The organism is Brevibacterium album DSM 18261, from assembly GCF_000426445.1.
Classification (GTDB): domain Bacteria; phylum Actinomycetota; class Actinomycetes; order Actinomycetales; family Brevibacteriaceae; genus Brevibacterium; species Brevibacterium album.
Map to the genome: position 1 here is coordinate 657,489 of NZ_AUFJ01000010.1, position 21,278 is coordinate 678,766.

Annotated in this window: 25 protein-coding genes; 12 read left to right on the forward strand and 13 right to left on the reverse strand. The window is 69.8% G+C overall.

Annotated elements, in window-relative coordinates:
* Positions 1-188: 188 nt before the first annotated feature.
* On the forward strand, positions 189-1,193 hold the full coding sequence (locus K318_RS0107100) for a helix-turn-helix transcriptional regulator (protein ID WP_029088975.1): 1,005 nt from the start codon (positions 189-191) through the stop codon (positions 1,191-1,193).
* 35 nt (positions 1,194-1,228) lie between these two features.
* Positions 1,229-2,152: an ATP-grasp domain-containing protein gene (locus K318_RS0107105; RefSeq protein ID WP_029088976.1), complete on the forward strand. Its 924-nt coding sequence runs from the start codon at positions 1,229-1,231 to the stop codon at positions 2,150-2,152.
* Between the two features lie 134 nt (positions 2,153-2,286).
* On the opposite strand, the gene K318_RS0107110 is transcribed toward K318_RS0107105, so the two are convergent.
* From K318_RS0107110 to K318_RS0107125, 6 genes are all read right to left on the reverse strand, one after another.
* Positions 2,287-3,012 carry a hypothetical protein gene (locus K318_RS0107110; RefSeq protein ID WP_029088977.1) on the reverse strand — a complete coding sequence of 242 codons (726 nt, stop codon included), beginning with the start codon at positions 3,010-3,012 and terminating at the stop codon, positions 2,287-2,289.
* Between the two features lie 394 nt (positions 3,013-3,406).
* On the reverse strand, positions 3,407-3,976 hold the full coding sequence (locus tag K318_RS24635) for a hypothetical protein (protein WP_156913837.1): 570 nt from the start codon (positions 3,974-3,976) through the stop codon (positions 3,407-3,409).
* A 190-nt stretch (positions 3,977-4,166) separates the two neighbouring features.
* Positions 4,167-5,489: a type II toxin-antitoxin system HipA family toxin gene (locus K318_RS20080; RefSeq protein ID WP_051297644.1), complete on the reverse strand. Its 1,323-nt coding sequence runs from the start codon at positions 5,487-5,489 to the stop codon at positions 4,167-4,169.
* Positions 5,482-5,748, reverse strand: coding sequence for a helix-turn-helix domain-containing protein (locus K318_RS24265; RefSeq protein WP_084499809.1), 267 nt, complete (start codon positions 5,746-5,748; stop codon positions 5,482-5,484). The genes K318_RS20080 and K318_RS24265 overlap by 8 nt, the downstream gene beginning before the upstream one ends.
* Before the next feature lie 97 nt (positions 5,749-5,845).
* Positions 5,846-7,135 (reverse strand): ATP-binding protein, encoded by a 1,290-nt coding sequence (locus tag K318_RS0107120; protein ID WP_029088978.1) that lies wholly within the window; start codon positions 7,133-7,135, stop codon positions 5,846-5,848.
* Positions 7,136-7,226: 91 nt separating this feature from the next.
* Positions 7,227-7,787: a hypothetical protein gene (locus K318_RS0107125; protein ID WP_029088979.1), complete on the reverse strand. Its 561-nt coding sequence runs from the start codon at positions 7,785-7,787 to the stop codon at positions 7,227-7,229.
* A gap of 234 nt (positions 7,788-8,021) precedes the next feature.
* On the opposite strand from K318_RS0107125, the gene K318_RS0107130 reads away from it, so the two are divergent.
* On the forward strand, positions 8,022-9,968 hold the full coding sequence (locus K318_RS0107130) for a chorismate-binding protein (protein WP_029088980.1): 1,947 nt from the start codon (positions 8,022-8,024) through the stop codon (positions 9,966-9,968).
* Between the two features lie 18 nt (positions 9,969-9,986).
* Here the strand turns inward: K318_RS0107130 and K318_RS20085 are convergent, their stop codons facing one another.
* Both K318_RS20085 and K318_RS0107140 read right to left on the reverse strand, forming a co-directional pair.
* Positions 9,987-11,453, reverse strand: a complete 1,467-nt coding sequence (locus K318_RS20085; protein WP_035281079.1) for an amino acid permease — start codon at positions 11,451-11,453, stop codon at positions 9,987-9,989.
* A 109-nt stretch (positions 11,454-11,562) separates the two neighbouring features.
* Positions 11,563-11,904 (reverse strand): DUF2200 domain-containing protein, encoded by a 342-nt coding sequence (locus K318_RS0107140; RefSeq protein WP_029088981.1) that lies wholly within the window; start codon positions 11,902-11,904, stop codon positions 11,563-11,565.
* A gap of 97 nt (positions 11,905-12,001) precedes the next feature.
* Between K318_RS0107140 and K318_RS0107145 the strand changes: the two genes are divergently transcribed.
* The 6 genes from K318_RS0107145 to K318_RS0107170 all read left to right on the forward strand — a co-directional run bounded on the left by K318_RS0107145 (position 12,002) and on the right by K318_RS0107170 (position 16,571).
* Positions 12,002-12,310, forward strand: a complete 309-nt coding sequence (locus K318_RS0107145) for a hypothetical protein (RefSeq protein ID WP_029088982.1) — start codon at positions 12,002-12,004, stop codon at positions 12,308-12,310.
* A gap of 214 nt (positions 12,311-12,524) precedes the next feature.
* A complete protein-coding gene (phnD, locus tag K318_RS0107150; protein ID WP_029088983.1) occupies positions 12,525-13,445 on the forward strand; it encodes a phosphate/phosphite/phosphonate ABC transporter substrate-binding protein in 921 nt (306 codons plus the stop codon).
* 9 nt (positions 13,446-13,454) lie between these two features.
* On the forward strand, positions 13,455-14,321 hold the full coding sequence (locus K318_RS20090) for a phosphonate ABC transporter ATP-binding protein (protein WP_051297645.1): 867 nt from the start codon (positions 13,455-13,457) through the stop codon (positions 14,319-14,321).
* On the forward strand, positions 14,318-15,154 hold the full coding sequence (gene phnE / locus K318_RS0107160; protein WP_029088984.1) for a phosphonate ABC transporter, permease protein PhnE: 837 nt from the start codon (positions 14,318-14,320) through the stop codon (positions 15,152-15,154). The genes K318_RS20090 and phnE overlap by 4 nt, the downstream gene beginning before the upstream one ends.
* On the forward strand, positions 15,151-15,912 hold the full coding sequence (locus K318_RS0107165; RefSeq protein ID WP_029088985.1) for a tyrosine-protein phosphatase: 762 nt from the start codon (positions 15,151-15,153) through the stop codon (positions 15,910-15,912). The genes phnE and K318_RS0107165 overlap by 4 nt, the downstream gene beginning before the upstream one ends.
* Entirely contained in the window at positions 15,909-16,571 is a 663-nt protein-coding gene (locus tag K318_RS0107170; RefSeq protein WP_084499811.1) for a TetR/AcrR family transcriptional regulator, read from the forward strand. The genes K318_RS0107165 and K318_RS0107170 overlap by 4 nt, the downstream gene beginning before the upstream one ends.
* Before the next feature lie 16 nt (positions 16,572-16,587).
* On the opposite strand, the gene K318_RS0107175 is transcribed toward K318_RS0107170, so the two are convergent.
* Entirely contained in the window at positions 16,588-17,028 is a 441-nt protein-coding gene (locus K318_RS0107175) for a VOC family protein (protein WP_029088987.1), read from the reverse strand.
* A 411-nt stretch (positions 17,029-17,439) separates the two neighbouring features.
* Between K318_RS0107175 and K318_RS25525 the strand changes: the two genes are divergently transcribed.
* Together K318_RS25525 and K318_RS0107185 are read left to right on the forward strand one after the other, a co-directional pair.
* Positions 17,440-17,646, forward strand: a complete 207-nt coding sequence (locus K318_RS25525) for a hypothetical protein (RefSeq protein WP_245579794.1) — start codon at positions 17,440-17,442, stop codon at positions 17,644-17,646.
* Positions 17,647-17,728: 82 nt separating this feature from the next.
* Entirely contained in the window at positions 17,729-18,289 is a 561-nt protein-coding gene (locus tag K318_RS0107185; RefSeq protein WP_029088988.1) for a dihydrofolate reductase family protein, read from the forward strand.
* A gap of 74 nt (positions 18,290-18,363) precedes the next feature.
* Here the strand turns inward: K318_RS0107185 and K318_RS20100 are convergent, their stop codons facing one another.
* Positions 18,364-18,897, reverse strand: coding sequence for a mycothiol transferase (locus K318_RS20100; RefSeq protein WP_084499813.1), 534 nt, complete (start codon positions 18,895-18,897; stop codon positions 18,364-18,366).
* A complete protein-coding gene (locus K318_RS0107195; protein ID WP_035280786.1) occupies positions 18,897-19,379 on the reverse strand; it encodes an acetyltransferase in 483 nt (160 codons plus the stop codon). The genes K318_RS20100 and K318_RS0107195 overlap by 1 nt, the downstream gene beginning before the upstream one ends.
* A gap of 102 nt (positions 19,380-19,481) precedes the next feature.
* On the opposite strand from K318_RS0107195, the gene arfB reads away from it, so the two are divergent.
* The gene (arfB, locus tag K318_RS0107200) at positions 19,482-19,922 is read left to right on the forward strand and encodes an alternative ribosome rescue aminoacyl-tRNA hydrolase ArfB (RefSeq protein WP_029088990.1); all 441 of its coding nucleotides are present in this window, start codon (positions 19,482-19,484) and stop codon (positions 19,920-19,922) included.
* Positions 19,923-19,987: 65 nt separating this feature from the next.
* Here the strand turns inward: arfB and K318_RS0107205 are convergent, their stop codons facing one another.
* Together K318_RS0107205 and K318_RS0107210 are read right to left on the reverse strand one after the other, a co-directional pair.
* Complete coding sequence (locus tag K318_RS0107205) at positions 19,988-20,668, reverse strand: O-methyltransferase (protein WP_029088991.1); 681 nt, start codon at positions 20,666-20,668, stop codon at positions 19,988-19,990.
* A gap of 194 nt (positions 20,669-20,862) precedes the next feature.
* Positions 20,863-21,198 (reverse strand): carboxymuconolactone decarboxylase family protein, encoded by a 336-nt coding sequence (locus tag K318_RS0107210; protein WP_029088992.1) that lies wholly within the window; start codon positions 21,196-21,198, stop codon positions 20,863-20,865.
* Between the last annotated feature and the right edge of the window lie 80 nt (positions 21,199-21,278).

The window sequence follows — 21,278 nt, forward strand, 5'->3', positions numbered from 1 at the left end:
CTCTTCCCCGGCGATTCTGCGCCGCCGACTGCGCGGACCTCCCGCGTGCCACCAGTCTCCCTCCGCCTGCGGACAGATCCGGTCCGCAGTGTGTGGGAGGCTGAGCGAGAGGGGGCACCGCCGCGTGCGAGGCGCCCGCGAGGCGTGCAGGAAGCGCGCACGAGGCCCGACCCGCGAAAGGAGAGCACATGAGCACGGAGGACACCGCCGCACGGGTGCTGCGTCTGCTCTCGCTCCTCCAGCGGCGGCACTCCTGGTTCGCCGAGGAGCTCGCCGCGGAACTCGGCGTCACCGCCCGATCCGTGCGCCGCGATGTGGCCCGCCTGCGCTCGCTGGGCTATCCGGTCGTCTCCGCGGCCGGCGCGGGCGGCGGCTACCGGCTGGGTCGGGGCGCCCGGATGCCCCCGCTCCTGCTGGACGACGAGGAGGCCGTGGCTGCGGCGCTGTCCCTCCGCCTCTCCTCCACCCATGCCGTCGCGGGCGCGGGCGAGGCCGCACTGCGAGCGCTCGCCAAGCTCGACCAGGTCATGCCGCCCCGGCTCCGCGCGGAGGTGCGGGCGGTGCACGCCGCCACGGACTCGCTGCCCCGGCCGGTCGCCGATGTGGGTCCCGACGTCCTCCTCACCCTCGCCCGCGCCTGCCGCGACGGCGAGCGCGTGCGCTTCTCCTACGTCTCCGGCACGGGGGCCGAGAGCGCGCGCACCGTCGAGCCCGTCCACATGGTCACCACCGGACCGCGCTGGTACCTCATGGCCTGGGACCTCGATCGGGAGGACTGGCGCACCTTCCGGCTGGACCGCGTGCGCGGCCTCGAGCCCACGGGGCAGCGGTTCCGACGCAGGGAGCATCCGGATCCGGTCGAGTACGTCCGGAGCTCCGTCGCCGAGGCGCCCTACAGTCGCACTGTCCGGGTGCGGGTCCGCACCTCGGCCGAAGAACTCGCCGCACGGGTGCCGCCGCAGGTGGGCCGCGTGGAGCCGGATGCGGAGGAGGGCTGGAGCCTGCTCACGGTCGCGGGCGACCGGCTGGAGTGGATCGCCTGCCACCTCGCGATGCTCGGCTGGGAGGTCGCCGTCCTGGAGCCGGAGGAGCTGCGCGAGGCGGCTCGTGACATGGCGGCCCGGCTCACGGCTCTGGCCGGGGGCAGGGCGAACCATGACAGCGCCGGCGCGCAGGATGACGCCGAAGCATAGAGTTGCCTGACAGTTCCGCCAGGAGGAGGCCTCTCGTGACCGCAGTCCACATCATCCACGACAACCCGGAATGGCTCCCGCCCTTCCGGGAGGCGTTCGCGGCCGAAGGCGTCCCGTTCGCGGAGTGGGAGCTCACGAGCGGCGCCCTCGACCTCGGCACGGCACCGCCCGAGGGGGTCTACTGGTCCCGGCTGTCGGCGTCCTCGCCGTCGCGGGGGCACGACCACGCAAAGGAGTACGGTCGCGCGGTGCTGCGCTGGCTGGAGGCCCACGGCCGGACCGTCGTGAACGGCTCCGCGGTCCTCGAGCTCGAGGTCTCGAAGGCCGCTCAGCACCTGGCGCTCGCACGCAGCGGCATCGCGGTGCCGCAGACGGCGGCGGTGCTCGGACGGGCCGATCTCGTGGACCGCGCCCGCGCTTTCGCGGCCCCGTTCGTCTACAAGCACAACCAGGGCGGCAGGGGGCTGAGCGTGCAGCGCTTCGACGACCACGCCTCCTTCGCCGCCTGGGCGGCCTCGGAGGAGTTCGCGGAGCCGAACGACGGCGTCTCCCTGCTCCAGGAGTACGCGCGGCCGGCGGACGGGTTCATCACGCGGGCGGAGTTCGTGGGCGGCCGCTTCCTCTACGCCGTGCGCGTGGACGTGTCCTCCGGCAGCTTCGAGCTGTGCCCGGCCGATGCCTGCGCACTCCCCGGTCAGCGACCGCTGTTCAGCCTCCGGGAGGATGCGGGAGAGCTGCCGATCATCGCCGAGTACGAGCGCTTCCTGGCAGCCGCCGGGATCGAGATCGCGGGCATCGAGTTCATCGAGACCGCTGACGGCCGCCTGCTCACGTACGACGTGAACACGAACACCAACTACAACCCGGACGTCGAAGCGGCGGCCCCGGTCTCCGGCCCGCGGGAGATCGCGCGGTTCACCGGTGCGCTGCTGCGCGCCGCGCGCCCTCGGAGTTCGTGACCGCGCGGGCATGAGGGGAGGGCGGGCACCCGCGGGTGCCCGCCCTCCCCTTCTCACAGCGCAGGCCGCGCTCCGCCTCCATCGCGGCCCTGGCTGCGCTCGCGGGCACGGCCGGCCACAGGCGCAGGCGACGGTCACTCGATGGTGCCGGAGCCTTCGCCCTCGATCTTGTCGTCATGGAGCAGCTCGCCCTCGGCGTCGACCGGCGTGATCGTCACCTCGAAGCTGATGTCCGAGCCCGGCTGGTAGTGGAAGTTCTCGCCGTAGCTGAAGTGCTCCCCGGTGCCGAACGTGTAGACGGTCGGATCCGCGGTCTCCGCGACTCCGCTGGACTGCACGCCCATCTCCTCGGAGAGCGCGTTGTCCGTGATGCCGCCCATGCCCTGCATGTACTCCCAGTCGTCGTACTCCGCGGAGACGCTCACGAGGCTGGAGCCCAGGTCGATCGGATCGCCGTTATTCGTGATGACGTAGTTGACGAACACGATGTCATCGCCTTCGGCGATGATCGGCTCATCCGTGTCGGGATCGACCCAGTTGCCGTCCTTCGGAGCCGAAGCGGTGCCCATCTGGAAGACGTCGACGGCAACATCGCCGGCCTCGACCGAGGCGATCTGCTCACCGCCCTCGGTGGGCTCCTTGGCCCAGGCGGGCACACCGCCCTCGCCGGCGGGGGCTGCCTCCTCTTCGGCATCTTCCTCTGCGGCGACCTCCTCGGCTTCGGCAGCGTCCTCCTGCACCTGGCCGGTGTCCTCGGCGGCGTCGGTCGCCTCCTCGCCTCCCCCGCAGGCGGCGAGGACGAGCGAGGTGCCGAGGACGGCGGCGAGAGCGGTGGGGCGCAGTGCGGTCTTCCGGTTCATGACGATTCCTCAATCCCTGTGTTTTCGAACTGTCTCCTCCACCGTATCCGCCACGATTTTCACAGCAGGGAGGGATGTGTGTCAGAACGAGCACAGGCGGTGCCGGGCAGGCACATGCGGCACGGTCGGGCACCGGCGGCGCTTCAGAGCGTTCACCATGACTGAGCGCCAGGGAACCGAACCGACGCCTGAGGATCGCGCGGAGGACTGGACCGGGGAGCGCAGAGCCCTGGTGCGTCGACGGGATTCCTCGATTCCATGGAACCGCAATGGAAGCGACGCCCAACCAGTTTCAGGCGCACGGGAGCGTATTCATGCCAGAAGGGCTATCACGCGCATAGAACGCTATCTTCACAACATGCTCTAATGTCTATCAAGTCCCAGGACTTGACAGTCAGTCTTTCGTGCGGAGGTCTTGCCGAAACAGGTTCACCGCATTTTTGACGCGAGATGCATAGACTTCCAAGCACCTCTCTGAATCACTATAGACAAATCGACCATCAGTCATGATGTGGTCGATGACTTTTTCCATATATTCTTCAATCGCACTGTAGCACTCCGCGAACGCATGAGCTGCCTTGCGACTGCCCACTATCTCCATTTTAGCTTTTTGCAGTCGCACGCGCTCGGCAGAATCAAAGAGTGACCGCACGGCCTGAGCCGACCGAGCGTCACTTGAACGGTATATTGCATTCTTCCACGGAAATATTGACCTTGACTTCTCGGGTGTTGTGCCAAGTCCACTATTTGATTTCTGGAACGCTTCTAGTTCTCTATGCATCTCGTGCAGGATTTCGGTTGCGTTGAAGTACTGTTCTTCGCGCACCTGGCGTGTAGCCAGATGGCGATCCTCCCTCCGCTGCAGCCATGAATTGATGCCTGCCATCAGCGTTGTGATGAGCGCACCGATTACCACGCCTCCGGCGCCCACGAGAGCGGTTATCGTCACTGGTTCGAGTTCCATGGCCTAAGTATCGCTGTTCGGCTGTCCGACGTCGTATCGGCACGCTCTCAACCGGCCCGGTTACCTACGCGCTGGACTCTGCATCAGCGATCTCCGCAGTAAGACTGCTGTGGGCGTCGCAGCCGGATCGCAACTTGGTACCGCGGTGGTGAAGGATGGCTGCGTCTGTGCATGTTCCAGTGGAGAGGTTCTAGGGGAGATTGACACCGAATGTGTCACCGTGTTCGGGTGGTGCCGGTGGACGCGGGACCGCGATGCCCGAGGCCGCGGCAGGGGCCATGCGCTGCGTGCGGGAGTGCAGGCCCGGGAACAGTCCCTCGACACGCTCAACGACCCGCGGCGACAGCTCAGCACGGGCGAGTTCCTCACCGACGGCATCGGGCACTTTCTCCCACACCGAGTGCACCTGTGCGATGACGCGATCACCGTCGAGGCCGGCGCGTCTGGCGAACTTCCACCAGTGAGCCTGCTCGATAGCCTTGTAATGACGCTGACCGCCGATGGCGAACGACAGACGCTGGTCATAGCCGGGATAGGCAGCCAGCGAACCAATGTCATAGGCCGGCGCCAAGCGGATCTGCTCGCCGGGAGCAAGCAGGAGCCCGTAGTTCTTCGCATGGGCATCTGCATTCCCGACGGCAATGTTGAACGCCGTCAGCCGGACAAATGAGTCCACGTCCGCCTCGGGGGCAGACGACCATTCCCGCAGCAGCTGCACGTACTTCACGGCAGAGGGCCCGCCGTCTTCCTCGTACTTCCGCCCGGGAGGGATGCCCATGGCCTGAGCGAAGTCTTCTTGGTGCACGCGGCCCACACCCTCGGCAGTGGCCACCCGGTCATAGCGTGCGGTGACGTACGTCGACTCACCACCGAACGTCAGGACCCTCGCTTCGGCCGAGGGGATCGTGCACCGGCGTGCGGCCTCCATCAACGCCGTCTCCAGCTTCTCGATCTCCTCGAGCTCAGGACGTCCTGGCTTGAAGATGTGCGTTGAGGCCGCCCGGCCGCCAGGGATCGCCCAGCGACCATTCTCGCGCTGATGCAGGGCAAACTTCGGCTGCATACCCGCCAGGGAGAGCCGGGGAACGGTCCGGATGTGGGGCATGCTTCCACCCGTGACGCGTGCATCCGCGATAAGTTCCTCGATCTCGGCCTCTTCGAGGTCGATGAGGACTCCTGCGGTCGAGATCTTCTGACCGTGCGGGATGAACTGTGCAGCCCCTGCAACGTCCTCGCCGACCTTCTCCAGCACCGAGAGGGGATCATGGGGGTTCGAGATCCTGTACCGCTTGCTCCACGACTCGAGGACGATGTCACTTTCGGGCAGGTATCCCCGGAGGACGTTCTCAACTCGCTTCCCTGAATGCGTCTTCTCGGTCAAGGGCAGCGACACGGAGAGCGGGTACCGATTCGGCGAGGTCACCCACTCATCGGCGTATCGCAGCATGTATGTGCCGAGCTCATCGACTTCGACGGTTCCCGCGAACGCGCTGTTCAGATAGAGGTCAAGCATGCATCGCCCTATAGATGGCATCGGCGCTGGGGGGCTGTCCGGCTTCGACACCGGGAGTCGCATTGCCCAGCGCCTCGACCAGCGCGTAGAGCTTCGCCCACGCCACCCCCGGGACTCCGTTCTCCAGCCGCGAGACGTCCTTGCGGGTGAGCCCTGCGAGCCTGGCGGCTTCTGACTGCGTGAGCCCACGTTCGCGGCGGGACTCCGCAAGCCCTGCCCCTACTCGCTTGAGTGCACTGTCTGGAACCGCGACTGTCATGTGCTCAGGATACCGCAATGCCCCAAATATGGGACAGGAGAGCGAACCTGGAGGAACATGCCACAGGTCCGCGCACGGCTGCGACTGCAGTCCCACCTCAGGTCCGGCCGAGCACCTCGATGTCCTCGAGGAAGTCCGCCACCACGTCCCTGCTCACGGTGGGGCGGATGGTCTGAAGGGCTGCGAGATAGTCCGCCGTCGAGGGTCCCGGCTGTGCTCCCTCGCCGTGCTCCACGGCTCTCTCGAGCGCGCTCTGCGCGGCCCTGCGAGCCGCGTGCTCGATATCGGCCGGGGTCAGGCCGTCACTGGCGTTCACAAGCGCAGCGACCTCCACCTCGGCCCCGGACTCGCGGGGGATGTAGCGCTGCCAGATCGCCTCGCGGGCGGCGGCATCGGGCAGACCGATGGGCAGCACGTAGTCGAAGCGCCCGTGCCGCAGGAGCGCGGTGTCGAGGGAACGGATGAAGTTCGTCGCGCAGATGAGCAGCCTGCCGGACTGCTCCCGGAGATCGGGGATGATCTTCAGCAGCTCGTTCGTCACGCCCTGCAGCGGCGAGGGCGGATCGCCCCTGCGGTGGGAGGCGATCTCCTCCACCTCGTCGATGAACACGACGGCGCGCTCCAGCTCCGCGATGCGGGCGAAGGTCTCCCGCAGCGCAGAGGCGATCCCCGCGGGGTCGCCTCCCAGGCGCGAGGGGAAGACCTCGACGAACGGCCAGCCCAGGCGCGAGGCGACGGCCTTCGCGAAGGTGGTCTTGCCGGTGCCCGGCGGGCCGAACAGGATCGCCGAACGCGGCGGCACCACCCCGTAGCGCTCCGCGAGCGCCGGCTGGGCCAGCGGCATGACGAGCCGCCGCTCGATGAGCGCCTTCTCCTGCTCCATCCCGCCCATCGCGTCCCAGTGGCCCGGCGGCAGTATCCGCCCGCCCAGCTCCCGCAGCAGCGCGAGGTCGCGCCCCTGGACGGGGATGCGGCGCTCGGCATAGCGCAGCTCGTGCTGGACGCCGAAGCCGTTGCCGGTGAAGAGGTCGAGGCCGTGCGGCTCGTGGCTGTCGACGAGCGCGGACATCGTGCCGATGCCCGACGCCGCCAGCCTGCGCTCCAGGGCGGTCAGCAGGCGCCCGCCCAGCTCTTCGGTGCGGTGCTCCTGCAGGATCCCGAGGAACACCACCCAGCCCTGTTCGTGCGCGGCGCGGCCCACGGCCGCCCCGATGAGCCGGTCCTCGCCCTCGACCACCGCGACGACGGCCTCGTCCGCCTGGCAGGAGGCGAGCACCTCCGGGAGACCGTAGACCGGTTCGATCCCCGGTGTGCGCGTCTCCTCCCACAGGCTGACCATCCTGCCGAGATCGTCCGTGCGAAGATCGCGGACCACCACCGATGCCATCTCAGTCCCCCTTGCCGTCCTCGCCTCTGCGACCGCGTCCTGCCCCCCACGCCGCCGGCAAGCGGCTCAGGAGCGCGGAAGGAGGCCTGCGTCACATGTCCTGTGCTGAGGGTACGGTACCGCACGGACGCGAACTCCGCCGAGGAGCCTCTCCGCCCATGCGTGAGCCCAGCCTCCACTGAGCGAGACCGGCGGCCGCGTCGAAGACCGCTGTCGCGGCGATGAGGCCCAAGCCGATCCCGGAGGGACCGAAGGGCGAGGGTGCGGCGCCGGCGCTCCCTGTCCGTGTGCGCTCCGTGCGCACGGAACCTCTCCGGGACAGACCGCGGACGAGGGCGGCGAGACACACGCCCGTCCAGACCCCGTTCACCGCCGCAGAGCGCAGGAGGTCATCGGGCCGGGGCTCCGTCCGCGCGGCAGCGCTCAGCAGCGAGGCGCTCGTGGCGCCGAGAGCGAGGACGAGCTGCAGGCGCAGCCGCAGGCTCGGGTCGACGGCCCGCAGCAGCCCGTCGCCGCCTCCGAGGGCGATGCCGGCTGCAGCACAGGCGAGGCCGTCCGCCGCGAGCAGGCCCCGGGCGGCCAGAGCTTTCCGGCGTGCACCGCCCGGGCCCTGGACGCCCGCGCCCCGCCCGTCCGCTCTCCTGTCGCTCATCGGAGCCCCTCCTCCTCGCCCAGAACCCTCCACCGCTCCCTCGCAGACTGCCGGCCCCGTCCAGGGCGGAACCGCGGCTCACAGCGTGCTACTGTGACGCCATGCACGCGAACCTCAGCTGGTGGCCCGCCTCCTAGGCGGCCCCTTTCGCGTACTCGCAGACCGGACCGCCTCACTCGGGGCGGTCCTGCTGTGTCCAGTGCGAACGTCCCGGTGCACCCACCAGGAGACGTCATGACCCCCACTGCACAGCTGCTCGCAGAGCTCAGCACCTCCGGCCGCCCCTTCGCCCTGCTCTCCCGCGGAGACGGCGCGCACATCGAGATCCTCACCGGTGAGCTCGTCACCGTCGAGGCGCTCGCAGACATCCCCCTGTGCGCGGACGACCGTCCGCGCGAGGTGCTCGCCCTCGTCCCCTACTGCCAGATCCGCGAGCGCGGCTTCGACGTCGCCGATGACGGCACTCCCCTGGCCTGCCTGCTGGTCGACGAGCACCACACCCTCCCCGCCGCCGAGGTGCTGGCCGCCCTGCCTGCGGCACCGCCTCCGCTCCGCGAGGCCGGCTTCGACGTCTCCGACGAGGACTACGCGGACACCGTCTCCCGGGTGATCGCCGAGGAGATCGGCCGCGGCGAGGGCGCGAACTTCGTCATCCGCCGCGACTACACGGCCCGGGTGGACGCGGCGGAGGCGCACACGGCGCTCGCCTGGTTCCGCGCCCTCATGGAGCACGAGACGGGCGCCTACTGGACCTTCGCGGTCGTCACCGACCGCGGCGTCATGGCGGGTGCCAGCCCCGAGGCCCACGTCATCGCCCGCGGCGGCACGGTGACCATGAACCCCATCTCCGGCACCTTCCGGCACCCGGCCTCGGGCGCCACGGACGCGGCCCTCGCCGCGTTCCTCCGCGACGCCAAGGAGACCGAGGAGCTGTTCATGGTCGTCGACGAGGAGATGAAGATGATGAGCGCGGTCTGCTCGGACGGCGGGCGCATCACCGGTCCCCACCTCAAGCGCATGTCGCGCCTCACCCACACCGAGTACGTGCTCCGGGGCGCGAGCGCGCTCGATCCGCGCGAGATCCTGCGCGAGACGATGTTCGCCCCCACCGTGACGGGCTCGCCCATGCAGAACGCCTGTGCGGTCATCGCCCGGCACGAGCGCGGTCCGCGCGGCTACTACTCGGGCGTTGCGGGCCTCTTCACCCCGAACGGGGCCGGCAGCCACGACCTCGACGCGCCGATCCTCATCCGCACTGCCTATCTGGAGGACGGCCGGATGCGCGTACCGGTGGGCGCAACCCTCGTCCGCAGCTCGGTGCCCGCATCCGAGGTCGCCGAGACCCACAGCAAGGCCGCCGGCGTGCTCGGCGCCCTCGGGGCGATCCCGCGCCCGGGCGCCCCTGCCGGGTCCGTCCCCTCACCCGTCACCGCCTCCGGGACCACGCGCGCGGGAGCAGAGCTCGACGCGCAGCTGCGCGAGCGCAACTCCCGGCTCGCGGACTTCTGGCTCCAGCCGCAGGACGCGCCCCACGCTCCGCCGTTCGCGGGCCGGAGCGCGCTCGTCGTCGATGCCGAGGACCGCTTCACGACGATGCTCGCCCACCAGCTCCGACACCTCGGCATGGAGGTGCGCGCAGCGGACTGGGATGCGGTCATGGACGCCGAGGCAGCCGCGGCGGATCTGCTTGTCGCCGGACCCGGCCCCGGCGATCCCCGGGACGCGGCCTCCGCGCGCATCACCCGCATGCGCGGGCTCGTGGCCCGCCGCCGCGCCGCGGGCCGGGCACTGCTCGCCGTCTGCCTCAGCCATCAGCTGCTCGCCGCGGAGCTGGGCCTCGATCTCGTCCCGCTGGACGCGCCCCGTCAGGGGGCGCAGCTCACCGTGCCGCTGTGGGGCCGGGACGCGCGGCTGGGCTTCTACAACACGTTCACCGCCCGTGTGTCCGCACCACCGAACACCGGCGAGGAGGCGGGGGAGGGTGTCGCCGCTCCCCCGGGCGAAGACGTCTGCGCGCTCGGCGAAGGCATCGAGGCCGCGGTGCTGCCCGGCAGCGGGGACGTCATCGCACTGCGCGGGCCGGGTTTCGCCTCGGTGCAGGCCCACGTGGAATCAGTGCTGTCCACCGACGGCCTGCACGTGCTGAACGGACTGGTCGATCACTCCCTGCACGCGCAGTGACCCGAGCAGCAGAGCAGCTCAGCTGGCGGTGTCCGGCAACTCCCCGCTGAGGTCCATCTCCTGCAGCGGCACCGTCCTCGAGGCGCGGCCGGTCACGAGCCGGTGGAGGCCCCACACGAGGAGGAAGACTGGCAGGCCGATGTAGGCCGAGACGACCTCGAGCACCTGACCGTTCGCCACCGCCTGCGTGTTCTGGCCGATGATGACGATGAGCAGGAGGGTGATCGCGAGCAGGGGGCCCAGGGGGAAGAGCGGCGCGATGTACGGCAGTTCGTCCACGCGGCGCCCCTGCCGCACCCATGCGCGGCGGAACCGGTAGTGGCTCCACGCGATGCCCACCCACACGAGGAACCCGGAGAGGCCGGAGACGTTGATGAGCCAGGTGTAGGCCGCCCCGTCGCCCATCACCTCGGTGAGGAAGCCGAACAGGCCGATCGCGGCGGTGGCGAGCATCGCCATGACCGGGACGCCTCGGGCGTTGAGCCGGGCGAAGAGGCGCGGTGCCACGCCCTCCTTCGCCATGGCGTAGAGCATGCGGGTGGAGGCGTAGAGGCCGGAGTTGCCCGCAGAGAGGATCGCCGTGAGGATGACGGCATTCATGACGCCGGCGGCCACCGCGATGCCCGCGCGCTCGAACACGAGGGTGAACGGGGAGGCGGTGATGTCCTCGCTGTTCGCGGCGGCCAGCAGCGAGGGGTCGGTGTACGGCAGGAGGAAGCCGATCACGGCGATCGCACCGATGTAGAAGAGCATGATGCGCCAGAACACGGAGCGGATGGCCCGCGGCATGTCCCGACGCGGGTTCGCGGACTCGCCCGCGGCCACCCCCACCAGCTCCGTGCCCTGGAAGGAGAAGCCCGCGATCATGAAGACGCTGATGACGGACACCCAGCCGCCCACGAACGGGCCGTCCCCGTGCGTCCAGTTCGACAGGCCCGGCGAGGATCCGCCCAGGACGCCTGCGATCATGAGCACGCCGAGGACGAGGAAGACCGCGATGGTGACGACCTTGATGAGCGCCAGCCAGAACTCGCCCTCGCCGAAGGCCCGGGCAGAGAGCCAGTTGAGGCCGGTGAGCAGGGCCAGGAACACCGCAGCCCACACCCAGGCGGGCGCGTCCGGGAACCAGAACGACATGATCACACCCGCGGCCACGAGCTCCGCAGCCAGCGTGATCGCCCAGTTGAACCAGTAGTTCCAGCCCATCGCGAAGCCGAAGGACGGGCTCACATAGCGGCTGGCGTAGGTGTGGAAGGAGCCGGCGACGGGCAGATGGGTGGAGAGCTCGCCGAGGGACTGCATGACGAAGAGCACCATCATGCCCACGATCGCGTAGGCGAGCAGCGCACCGCCCGGACCGGCCTGGGCGATCGTGCCGCCCGAGCCGAGGAACAGGCCGGTGCCGATCGCCCCGCCGATCGCGATCATGCCGAGGTGCCGGGAGGCGAGGCGGCGCTGAAGGCTGCCGCGCTGCTCGTGGATCACTTCGGCGACGGCGGACTGCGGAGGCCCGTCCTGTGCGGCGGGGACGGAGCTTTCGGTCACATCGGCACCTTATGGTTCTTCTGCGGTACGGCGGGGAGGGACACTGCGCTCAGCCGCGCAGCACCTTCTCCATCGGCCGGCCCTTGGCGAGTTCGTCCACGAGCTTGTCGAGCCAGCGGATCTGCTGCATGAGCGGGTCCTCGACGTCCTCCACGCGGACCCCGCACACCGTACCCGTGATGAGCGAGGCGTGCGGGTTGAGCCGTGCGGCGGCGAAGAAGTCCTGGAAGGCGGTCTCCGCGGCCAGATGCGCAGCCAGCGCGTCCGCGTCGAAACCGGTGAGCCATTCGATCACCTCGTCGAGTTCGGCCCGCGTGCGCCCCTTCTTCTCGACCTTGGCGACGTAGTGGGGGTACACGGAGGCGAAGCTCGTCGTGAAGATGCGGCTCATGCGCAGGAGCGTAGCAGGACGGACGCACAGCAGCGCGGGCGCAGCAGGGTGTGCACTGGGCCGCTGGGCCGCTGGGCCGCTGGGCTACTGTGCTCCCATGACCGCGCACCCCACGCACGTCCCGCAGAAGCCGCCCTCCCTCGTCTTCGGAGTGGTGTGCCTGGTGGCAGGTGCGCTCATCCTCGCGGCGGGGCTCCTCGTCCTCGTGACGCCGATGCTCCTCTTCCTCATGGGCGGCGGCGGGAACGTGGAGGCCTTCGAGGAGTTCGCACGCCCCGTCTACACCACGGGAGCGCTCATCAGCCTGCCCGGCCTCGCCGTCCTGGCGGCCGGCGTCGTCCTCGTCGTGATCCGGCGGAGGGCGCGCCGGCGCTGGTTCGCGGCCAGGTTCGGCGCCCGCCGCTGAACGGCCCGGCGCCCACCGCTGAGCGGCCCGGCACCCGCCGCGAGCACCCCGCGTCCCGTCCCGCGCCCCGAGTGACGGACGCCACAGGCATCACCGACCGTTCACCTCGCCTTCCACTGCGAGACCGTCGTTCTCGTAATTCGCGGACACCTCCGCGGCCTTTCATGGTGTCGTCACCTCCGCTGACGCCGCTGAACGAAAGGCCACCGTCACCATGCGATCCCGTGCCGCACTCACCGCCTGCGCACTGTCCTCCGCCGTCGCCCTCCTTGCCTCCGGCTGCGCCTCCGCATCCGGGAGCACCGCCGCGGACGACGATGTCATCCGCTTCGCCACCATGCCCGTGACCGACGACCCCTCCGTGGCCACCCCCGTCGAGGAGCTCAAGGCCCTCATCGAGGAGGAGTCCGGGATGACCGTCGAGATCACCGATGTGCCCAACTACTCGGCCGTCATCGAGGCCGTGCGCGCCGGTCACGAGGACATCGGCCTCATGAGCGGCTTCCCCTCCGCGCTGGCCGTCAGCACGGGCGAGGTCGATTCGCTCGTCGCCTGGCCCGGCACGGAGGAGCCAGTCTCCAGCTGCATCGTCCTCGACGACTCGCCGCTCACGAGCCTCGAGGACATCACCCCCGAGACCACCATCGCGTTCGCCGATCCCGCCTCGAGCTCGGGCTACTTCATGCCCACCCACATGCTCGACCAGGCGGGCCTGCGTGCGGACGAGGGCGCTTTCGAGGAACTGTTCTCCGGCGGGCACGACCGCAGCTTCGTCGCTCTCCAGGAGGGGCAGGCCGATGTCGCGTGCACCTCGACGATCTTCACCTCCATGGCCGGGCAGGACGACCCCATGTTCCCGTTCGAGGAGGGCGAGACCCGCTCGATCGGCGAGAGCATCTCCATGCCGGTGTCCATCTCCGTGCTCGGCAGCCAGCACATGAGCGAGGAGAAGCGCGCGGTCCTCCTCGAAGCGCTCCCGCGGGTGTACTCGGATGCCAACCGCAAGGCGCTCGGCATCTACATGGAGGCGATCCCGGAGGGCGTCGAGCCCATGATCGAGCCCGCGGACGATGTCTTCACCCCCTTCGTCGACATCGCCGCCGTTGCGGACGTCGACATCTCGGACCTGGACTGAGGAGGATCCATGACCGCTCCCGCCATCGCCCCCGCTCACCGCGGAGGCCTTCCCTTCGCGACCGCAGCCGCGCAGTCCCCGGCCTCGAGCTCGGTGCAGGCCTCCACCGCCGCAGCCGGCCCCGCCCTCGCCCGTGTGCGCGATCTGCGGGTCCGCTACTCCGCGGACGAACCGCTCGTGCTCGACGGCGTCGACCTCGACCTGTTCCGCGGTGAGACGGTGGCGCTGCTGGGCTCCAGCGGCTCCGGCAAGTCGACCCTCATGAAGGCGCTCACCGGCTTCGCACCCATCACCGACGGCACCGCTCAGGTGGCCGGCTTCGACGTCGCCGGTCTGCCGCAGCGCCGGATGCGCGCCCTCCGCGTCCAGGTGGGCCAGGTGTTCCAGCAGTTCAACCTGGTGGGCCGCCTCAGCGTGCTCACGAATGTGCTCACGGGTTCGCTGCACCGCGCCGGCGCCGCCAATCTGCTGGGCACCTTCCGCAGCGCCGACCGCGCCCGCGCCCTCGACCTCCTCGACCGGGTGGGCATCGCCCACAAGGCCGGGGCCGAGGCCCGCTCGCTGTCCGGCGGACAGCAGCAGCGGGTGGCGATCGCCCGCGCGCTCATGCAGGATCCGCAGCTCATCCTCGCCGATGAGCCCGTGGCCTCGCTCGATCCCCGGATGAGCCACACGGTCCTCGAGCTCCTGCGCTCGATCGCCCGTGAGGAGCAGATCCCCGTCCTCGTGAGCCTGCACGTGCTCCCGCTGGCGCTCGAGCACGCGGACCGGATCATCGGCCTGCGCCACGGGCAGGTCGTCGTCTCCGGGGATGCGGCGGACCTCGACGCGGACGCCCTCGCACCCGTCTACGACACGGAGGAGGAAGCAGAATGACCGGCACCGCCACCGCATCCCGCACTTCGGCCCCGCAGCTGGACGAGCGCGACCGCGCACGGATGGAACGGGCGTTCCGCCTCCCGCGTGCCCGCGTGGGCATGAGCGCCGTCGCCGCCGTCGTGCTCTTCGTCTGGTCGGCGAACGGCGCCCAGTTCGACTTCCTCAAGCTCGGCGAGGGCGCGGCCAACATGGGCGAGTTCCTCGGCCGGATGTTCCCGCCGGACTTCTCGAAGATCGGCCTCATCCTCTCCCTCCTCCTCGAGACCCTGCAGATGGCCGTCGTCGGCACCGTGATCGGCGCGGTTCTCTCGCTCGTCGTCGCGTTCGGGGCCGCGAGCAACATCGCCCCCGTCTGGCTGTACTACCCGTGCCGGTGGACGATGAATGTCATCCGCGCGCTCCCGGATCTCGTCATCGCGCTCATGTTCGTCTCCGCCGTGGGCCTGGGCCCCTTCGCCGGCATCCTCGCGATGACGGTCGGCTCCATCGGCTCGATCGGCAAGGTCTTCGCCGAGGCGATGGAGGCGGTGGACCGCGGACCCGTCACCGCGATGGAGTCCGTGGGCGCCTCCAAGCGCCAGATCATCCAGTACGCGATCGTGCCGCAGGCGCTGCCCATGCTCACGAGCTACACGCTGCTCCTCTTCGAGGGCAACATCCGCGGTGCCACGATCCTGGGACTCGTCGGCGCCGGCGGTATCGGCCTCGAGCTCACCACCGCCATGAACCGCTACGAGTACGGCCACCTCAGCGCGATGGTCCTCTGCATCATCGTCCTCGTGACGATCATCGACCAGCTCAGCGCACTCATCAGAAGGAAGATCACATGACCGCTCCCATCCTGGACATCCCGCTCACCGCACCCGTCAACCTCCGCGATCTGGGCGGCATCCCCGCGGCCGCCGGGCCCGTGCGCGCCGGCTTCGCACTGCGCGCGGACGACCTCTCGACCGCCGACCCCGACACGGCCGCACGCCTCGTGGGCGAGGGCCTCACGACGGTCATCGACCTCCGGACCGCGGCCGAGGTGCAGCTCACCGGCCGCGGCCCCCTGGCGGCCATGCCCGTGACCTATCACCACGTCCCGTTCCTGTCCTCCGTGAACGAGGGGCAGGAGGACGGTGAGTCGCTCACCCACCAGCCCTCCTTCGAGAAGATGTACATCCGCATGTACGAGACCGCGGCACCGCGGATCGTGCAGGCGCTGGCGATCATCGCGACCTCCCCGGGCGCGACGGCCTTCCACTGCGCGGCCGGTCAGGACCGCACGGGAGTGCTCGCGGCCTCGCTCCTCATGGCTCTGGGCGCGGAGCCCGAGGCGATCATCAGCGACTACGCTCGCACCGGCGGCAACTCCGCCCGGATCATGGAGCGGATCGCTCCCGTCATGGAGCCCCTGCTCGCGAACACCGGGATCCGCCTGGAGGACGCCGCGAAGGCCGCGCTGCGCGCGGAGTTCTCCTCCGCACCGATGGCGGGGCTGCTGGGCCACCTCGCCCGGACGCATACGGATCCGCTGCTGCCGCTGCGTGCGGCGGGCCTCACCGACGGGCTCGTCTCCACGCTCAGGGAGCGCGCGCACGCATGAGCACTGCCGCCGCGCGCGGCGGAGCGCACACCGGTCGGACCCCCGACATCGCAGCGCCACGCACGGCGTCGGGGCCCGGCAGGCCGCGCGACCCGCAGCACGACGAGCGGATCATCGACGCCGTCATCGGTCTCATCGATGCAGGCGAGCGGATCAGCGTGAATGCGGTGGTCGCGGCGAGCGGAGTCTCCCGCGCCGCTCTCTACCGGCGCTGGCCGAGCATCGCCGATCTCATCGCGGCGGCCCTCGACCGGGGGCGGGCGCCGATCCTGCCCGACACCTCGGGAACCATCAGGGAGACCTTCCTCGCGCTGCTCTTCGACGATCCGGAGGCGACGCGGGGCCGAGGCTACAGCGACCGCCGGTTCCGCATGAGGCTGATGCTCGTGCTCGAGAGCCCCGAGTTGCAGCGGGCATACTGGGACTCCCATGTGCGACGGCGCCGCTCGGGGATGGTCGCGGCGCTGCGCTCGGGGATGGAGCGCGGCGAGCTGCGCCCCGACCTCGATCCCGAGGCGTGCATCGACCTCATCAACGGCGTCTTCTACTACCAGGTGGTCGTACGGGGCGCGGACCTGGGAGAGGCCGCCACCCTCGCACGCTGTCGCGCGGCCTTCGACACCGCATGGCGCGGGATGGCCGCAGAGCCAGAGGACTGAGCGGCCGGCGGCCGGGTCAGCCCGCGCTCTGCTGTTCGAAGTACGCCTCCGGCCCCTGTTCAGCCGCGACCGGGTCCATGTGCATGAACTCGAGGATGTTCCCGTCCGGGTCGGTCATGCTGATCGCGTACATGAAGCCGTGGTCCTGCGGCTCCTTGTTCTCCCCGCCCCCGTTGGCGAGGATCGTCGCACGGGTCTCCTCGACCTCCTGTCGCGAGTCCCGGCTCAGTGCGGTGAGCACCTGGGCGGTGGTCTGCGGGTCCGCGATGGGCTTGTCGGTGAAGGTCGCCAGGTAGTCCCGGGTCAGCATCATGAAGAAGACGTTCTCGTCCCATTTCACGCATGCGGCGTTGTCATCGGTGAACTCGGGGACGATCTCCGCCCCGAGCGCGGTGTAGAAGGCTTTGGCCCGGGGCAGATCGGCCGTCGGCAGATTGACGAAGATCTGAGTGGTCATGGCATCTCCTCATCGAGTGCGCGGACCCGCGGGGTGCGGATCACGGAGCGCGTCCCGCCGGTCGGGCGGGCGGGCCTCGCGCGGGCTCATCCTATACCGCGCCGAGGCCGGGGAACAGGTGCCTGCGCGCTCTGCGTGCCGCACAATGGGTGGCATGACTCATGTCACTCCTCCCACGCAGCTGCGTCTGATCATCGAGACCGACGACTTCGAAGGGGCCGTCCGGTTCTACCGCGATGTGCTCGGCATGCCGGAGCAGCCGGCATTCGCAACCGAAGGCGACGACCGGGTCTCGATCCTGCACGCCGGCATCGCCACGGTCGAGCTCGCCACGCCCGCACATGCGCGCAGCATCGACGCCGTCGAGGGTGCGCCCCACTCCCCGGCCCGACGCTGCGGATCGCGCTTGAGGTGGACGACACCGAGCGTGCCGTCGCCGCAGCGACAGAGCACGGTGCCGAAACGCTGGCACCGCCGATCCGCACCCCATTCCGGACCCTCAGCGCCCGCGTGCAGGGACCGGCCGGGTGGCAGGTCACCTTCTTCCAGGAACTCGAGTCGCTGGAGGACCGTACGGCCCGAGACGGCTTCACGACCGATGACGAACGGCCCCGATGACGATTCCCGCCGCTCCCGCGGAGGCGCCTGCTCCTCCTGATGCGCCGTTGACCCTCGCCGCCCGTGCCCGTAGCGTCATCGCATGAGCAGGGTCACATGGGGGTTCACGAGTTCCATCGACGGCTTCATCGCCGGTCCGGGGCACGACATGAGCTGGATGTCAGCGGCAGAGCCGCTCGCTCCGGGAACCGTGGAGCGGATGGCCGGAGACGTCGCCGTGATCATCTCCGGACGCAGCGGCTATGACGCCGCGAAGGCGCAGCAGGACGAGCGCGACGAGCTGACCTCCGAGGCCTACGGCGGGGCGTGGACGGGCACCGAGTTCGTCCTGACCCACCGCCCCGAGGAGCTCGCCGGCGATCCGTCCGTGATCGCGCTGGACTGCGATATCCGCGAGGTCGTCGCCCGCGCGCGTGAACTCGCTGGTGAGAGGGACGTCCAGATCATCAGCGCCGACATCGCACGGCAGGCGCTCGAACACGATCTCATCGACGAACTGCAGATCTTCGTCGCGCCGGTGTTCCTGGGCGACGGGGTGCGGATCTTCGATGTGCCCGGAGGGCGGCGCATCGACTGGGAGCTCGTGGAGATCCTCGAGGACAGTCCGCGCAGCTTCGGCAGGCGCTACCGGCCGCGGCGGTGACGCTCAGTCTCTGCGGACCGCGGTGAGCCCAGCTCGCTCACTGGCGCCCTCGGTCTGCAGAGCCCTTCGTCTGTTCAACCGTCCTGCTCTCCTTCGATGGCCGGGAACCGACATTCCTCAGCTTGAGGTCCCAGAATGTCCGGCACCAGGTCTCTGGTGATCTCCGCATGCCCGAGGTGCTGACTGAGCTCCTCGAGCACGTGCAGAAGCACGCCCTCGCAGGTAGCGGTCCAGAAGTCGTCGTGGTCCGGCGGAGGGAGGCGCGGTGCGGCGGCGAGATCCGTGACGGCGATGTCCGCCAGGAAGGCCGCACGCGTCTGCGCGGCCAGCGCCAGGGCAGCGGCGACCGGCATCTCGGCTTCGAATTCGGCGTCTCTGTCACGCGGGATCGTCACACCCAGGTTCACGGTCGAAGACCAGCGCCGCAGGAGACCGCAGCAGTGGACGAGGAGCTGGACGACGGAGTTGCTGCCGGGAACCGCGAGCACGGTGTTCGCGGTACCGTCGTCCAGCTGTGCCGTCAGCGCCGCGAGCGCGTCGAACTTCTCCAGGATGAGCCGCACCAGGTGGGTGTCCGCCGCAGCTCCCCGCCCCGTCCCGTCCTCCATCAGGCATCCCCTCCTCGGCGCACCGCAGCGCGTGCGAGCGCCATATGGAGCAGGGGGTAGGGGCGGCCCTCTCCGTCGAGCTCGCTGCGCCCCACGACCTCGAAGCCCCAGCGCGCATAGAACCCTGCGGCCTGCGCGTTCTGCTCGTTCACATCGACCCGGGTCACGGTCCCCCTCCCGAGGACGTGGGCGAGCAGCGCGCCGCCGATGCCGCGGCCGCGATGCGCGGCGTCGACGAACAGCATCTCGAGGCTCCCGGCGGCGGTGCCCGCGAACCCCACCGCCTCACCGTCGACCGCGGCCACATGGAGGCGCACGTGGGGAAAGTACTCGGCGGCGAGGCGCGCTTCGATCGCGTCTCTGTCCTGCGGGGATAGGAAATCATGGGTGGCATCAACGGCGCTGCGCCAGATCTGCACCAGCCGCGGATGCTCAGCCGTGCCGTCCGCGGGACGGATCACCACCTCGGGGGCGTTTCCCATGCCTCGTCTCCTTCTCTGCCGGTGCTCCTCTCACCCTAGACCGACACCGACAGGCGCCCGAGCGCTCCGGCACGGAGACTCCCGGTGAGGCACACTCGTGAGGTGCACGATCTGCGAATCCCTCCCGGCCCCGGCGCGCCCCGCGGTCTCGTCGTACCCGCGAGGGAGCTGCGCGAGCAGTTCTCACATGCCTCCGGCCCCGGCGGTCAGGGAGTGAACACGGCCGATTCCCGGGTGCAGCTCAGCCTGGATCTGGCCACCGCCTCCGTGTTCACGGAGGTGCAGCGCGTGAGGGTACTGCAGCGGCTGTCGGGACGGCTCACGGGCACGGTGCTGACGGTGAGCGCGGAGGAGCATCGGTCTCAGCGTCGCAATCGCGCAGCCGCACGGGAACGGCTCGCGAACCTGCTCCGTGAGGCGCTCGTGCCAGCGGTCGAGCGCCGGCCCACCCGGCCGACGCGGGGATCGCGGCGCCGGCGGATCGAGGGCAAGCGCCGCCGCTCGGTGACGAAGCAGCAGCGCAGGCGGCCCGAGGCCGAGTAGGGCGAGGCCGAACAGGGGCGGCGATGCGGGAGGCGCTGTTCCGCGCGCTCGACAGGAGAGTCCGCTCAGCGTCTGCGGGCCACGAGGAGTCCGTCCCAGCCCTTGACGCCGACCGTCTGCAGAGCCGTCGCATCGAGCTCCGGGTTGGCTGAGATGTCCTCGATCACCCTCCGCACGCCGTGGATCCGCGGATCGTCGCTGTCTTCGTCCACGACGTGCCCGCCGCGCACCACGTTGTCGATGACGATGAGGGATCCGGACCGAGTGAGGCTCAGCGCTGCGGCCAGGTACTCGGGATTGCTCGGCTTGTCCGCATCGATGAAGACGAGGTCGAAGGGCTCGGTGTCTGCCGCGATCAGCTCTGCAGCAGTGCGCGCGGCGGGGCCGGCGAGCACCTCCACCCGCTCGGCCACCCCGGCGCGGGCGAGGTTCTCGCGGGCGACCTCGGCATTCTGCTCCTCCAGCTCGAGGGTGACCACGCGGCCGCTCTCCCCCACAGCGCGGGCGAACCAGATCGCCGAATAGCCGGCGAGGGTTCCGAACTCGAGCACGCGGCGGGCTCCAGCGGCCTGTGCGAGCAGCCCGAGGAGCGCTCCCTGGTTGGGCGCGACCTCGATGTGCGGCAGGGTCGTGCGCGCGCTGGACTCCCGTGCGGTCGCCAGCGCCTCGTCCTCGGCCACGAGACGGTCCATCAGATATTCGTCGACGGCCTGCCATGCCTCCTGCGGTGTCGCATCCTCGCTCATCGCCTCAGCCTCTCGCTCGTCCTGCCAGCCAGTGTAGTGACCCGTGCGGGGCGCGGCCTCGCAGCAGCGCAGCGGTTCCTCATGCCGCGGTACCGGCGGCGGAGCAGGCTCCTGGCGATCAGCGCTCAGATCAGCCGGGGTTCAGCCCCGCTCCACCACCGGATTCCGGTGGTCCGGTGCTCATGAACCGGTGCTCACTCGCTCTCAGCGATGCGCTTCATCGCCTTCCAGCCGTGGGTCACGCCGCCGCCGGCGCGCAGGGCGGCGGCGACCATGACCGCCTCGGCGACATCAGCCCTGGAGGCCCCGGCCTTGACGGCACGTTCGGCATGGTCCTCAATGCAGAAGGGGCACTGAGTGGTCACCGCCACGCCGACCGCGATGAGCTCCCGGGTCGCCAGGTCGAGATTGGCGGTCTTGCCGAACACGGCCTTGTCGAACCCGAAGAAGGCCGAGACCATCTCCGGCGCGGCCTCCTTGATGTCCGCCATGTACTTCGCTTCGTCATTGTGATCGCTGTGGGAGTGCATTGCTCATCCTCTGCTGGTTTCGCTGTTCCTGTTCAGATGCGCGGGCACGAGGCGGGGTCGCCCTCCGCGCACGTCCGCTG

What these genes read in the sequence shown, in the direction of transcription:
- K318_RS0107100 (WP_029088975.1), top strand. Translation starts at nt 189, where the DNA reads ATGAGCACGGAGGACACCGCCGCACGGGTGCTGCGTCTGCTCTCGCTC.
- K318_RS0107110 (WP_029088977.1), bottom strand. Translation starts at nt 3,012, where the DNA reads ATGAACCGGAAGACCGCACTGCGCCCCACCGCTCTCGCCGCCGTCCTC.
- K318_RS24635 (WP_156913837.1), bottom strand. Translation starts at nt 3,976, where the DNA reads ATGGAACTCGAACCAGTGACGATAACCGCTCTCGTGGGCGCCGGAGGC.
- K318_RS20080 (WP_051297644.1), bottom strand. Translation starts at nt 5,489, where the DNA reads ATGCTTGACCTCTATCTGAACAGCGCGTTCGCGGGAACCGTCGAAGTC.
- K318_RS24265 (WP_084499809.1), bottom strand. Translation starts at nt 5,748, where the DNA reads ATGACAGTCGCGGTTCCAGACAGTGCACTCAAGCGAGTAGGGGCAGGG.
- K318_RS0107120 (WP_029088978.1), bottom strand. Translation starts at nt 7,135, where the DNA reads ATGGCATCGGTGGTGGTCCGCGATCTTCGCACGGACGATCTCGGCAGG.
- K318_RS0107125 (WP_029088979.1), bottom strand. Translation starts at nt 7,787, where the DNA reads ATGAGCGACAGGAGAGCGGACGGGCGGGGCGCGGGCGTCCAGGGCCCG.
- K318_RS0107130 (WP_029088980.1), top strand. Translation starts at nt 8,022, where the DNA reads ATGACCCCCACTGCACAGCTGCTCGCAGAGCTCAGCACCTCCGGCCGC.
- K318_RS0107140 (WP_029088981.1), bottom strand. Translation starts at nt 11,904, where the DNA reads ATGAGCCGCATCTTCACGACGAGCTTCGCCTCCGTGTACCCCCACTAC.
- K318_RS0107145 (WP_029088982.1), top strand. Translation starts at nt 12,002, where the DNA reads ATGACCGCGCACCCCACGCACGTCCCGCAGAAGCCGCCCTCCCTCGTC.
- phnD (WP_029088983.1), top strand. Translation starts at nt 12,525, where the DNA reads ATGCGATCCCGTGCCGCACTCACCGCCTGCGCACTGTCCTCCGCCGTC.
- K318_RS20090 (WP_051297645.1), top strand. Translation starts at nt 13,455, where the DNA reads ATGACCGCTCCCGCCATCGCCCCCGCTCACCGCGGAGGCCTTCCCTTC.
- phnE (WP_029088984.1), top strand. Translation starts at nt 14,318, where the DNA reads ATGACCGGCACCGCCACCGCATCCCGCACTTCGGCCCCGCAGCTGGAC.
- K318_RS0107165 (WP_029088985.1), top strand. Translation starts at nt 15,151, where the DNA reads ATGACCGCTCCCATCCTGGACATCCCGCTCACCGCACCCGTCAACCTC.
- K318_RS0107170 (WP_084499811.1), top strand. Translation starts at nt 15,909, where the DNA reads ATGAGCACTGCCGCCGCGCGCGGCGGAGCGCACACCGGTCGGACCCCC.
- K318_RS0107175 (WP_029088987.1), bottom strand. Translation starts at nt 17,028, where the DNA reads ATGACCACTCAGATCTTCGTCAATCTGCCGACGGCCGATCTGCCCCGG.
- K318_RS0107185 (WP_029088988.1), top strand. Translation starts at nt 17,729, where the DNA reads ATGAGCAGGGTCACATGGGGGTTCACGAGTTCCATCGACGGCTTCATC.
- K318_RS20100 (WP_084499813.1), bottom strand. Translation starts at nt 18,897, where the DNA reads ATGGAGGACGGGACGGGGCGGGGAGCTGCGGCGGACACCCACCTGGTG.
- K318_RS0107195 (WP_035280786.1), bottom strand. Translation starts at nt 19,379, where the DNA reads ATGGGAAACGCCCCCGAGGTGGTGATCCGTCCCGCGGACGGCACGGCT.
- K318_RS0107205 (WP_029088991.1), bottom strand. Translation starts at nt 20,668, where the DNA reads ATGAGCGAGGATGCGACACCGCAGGAGGCATGGCAGGCCGTCGACGAA.
- K318_RS0107210 (WP_029088992.1), bottom strand. Translation starts at nt 21,198, where the DNA reads ATGCACTCCCACAGCGATCACAATGACGAAGCGAAGTACATGGCGGAC.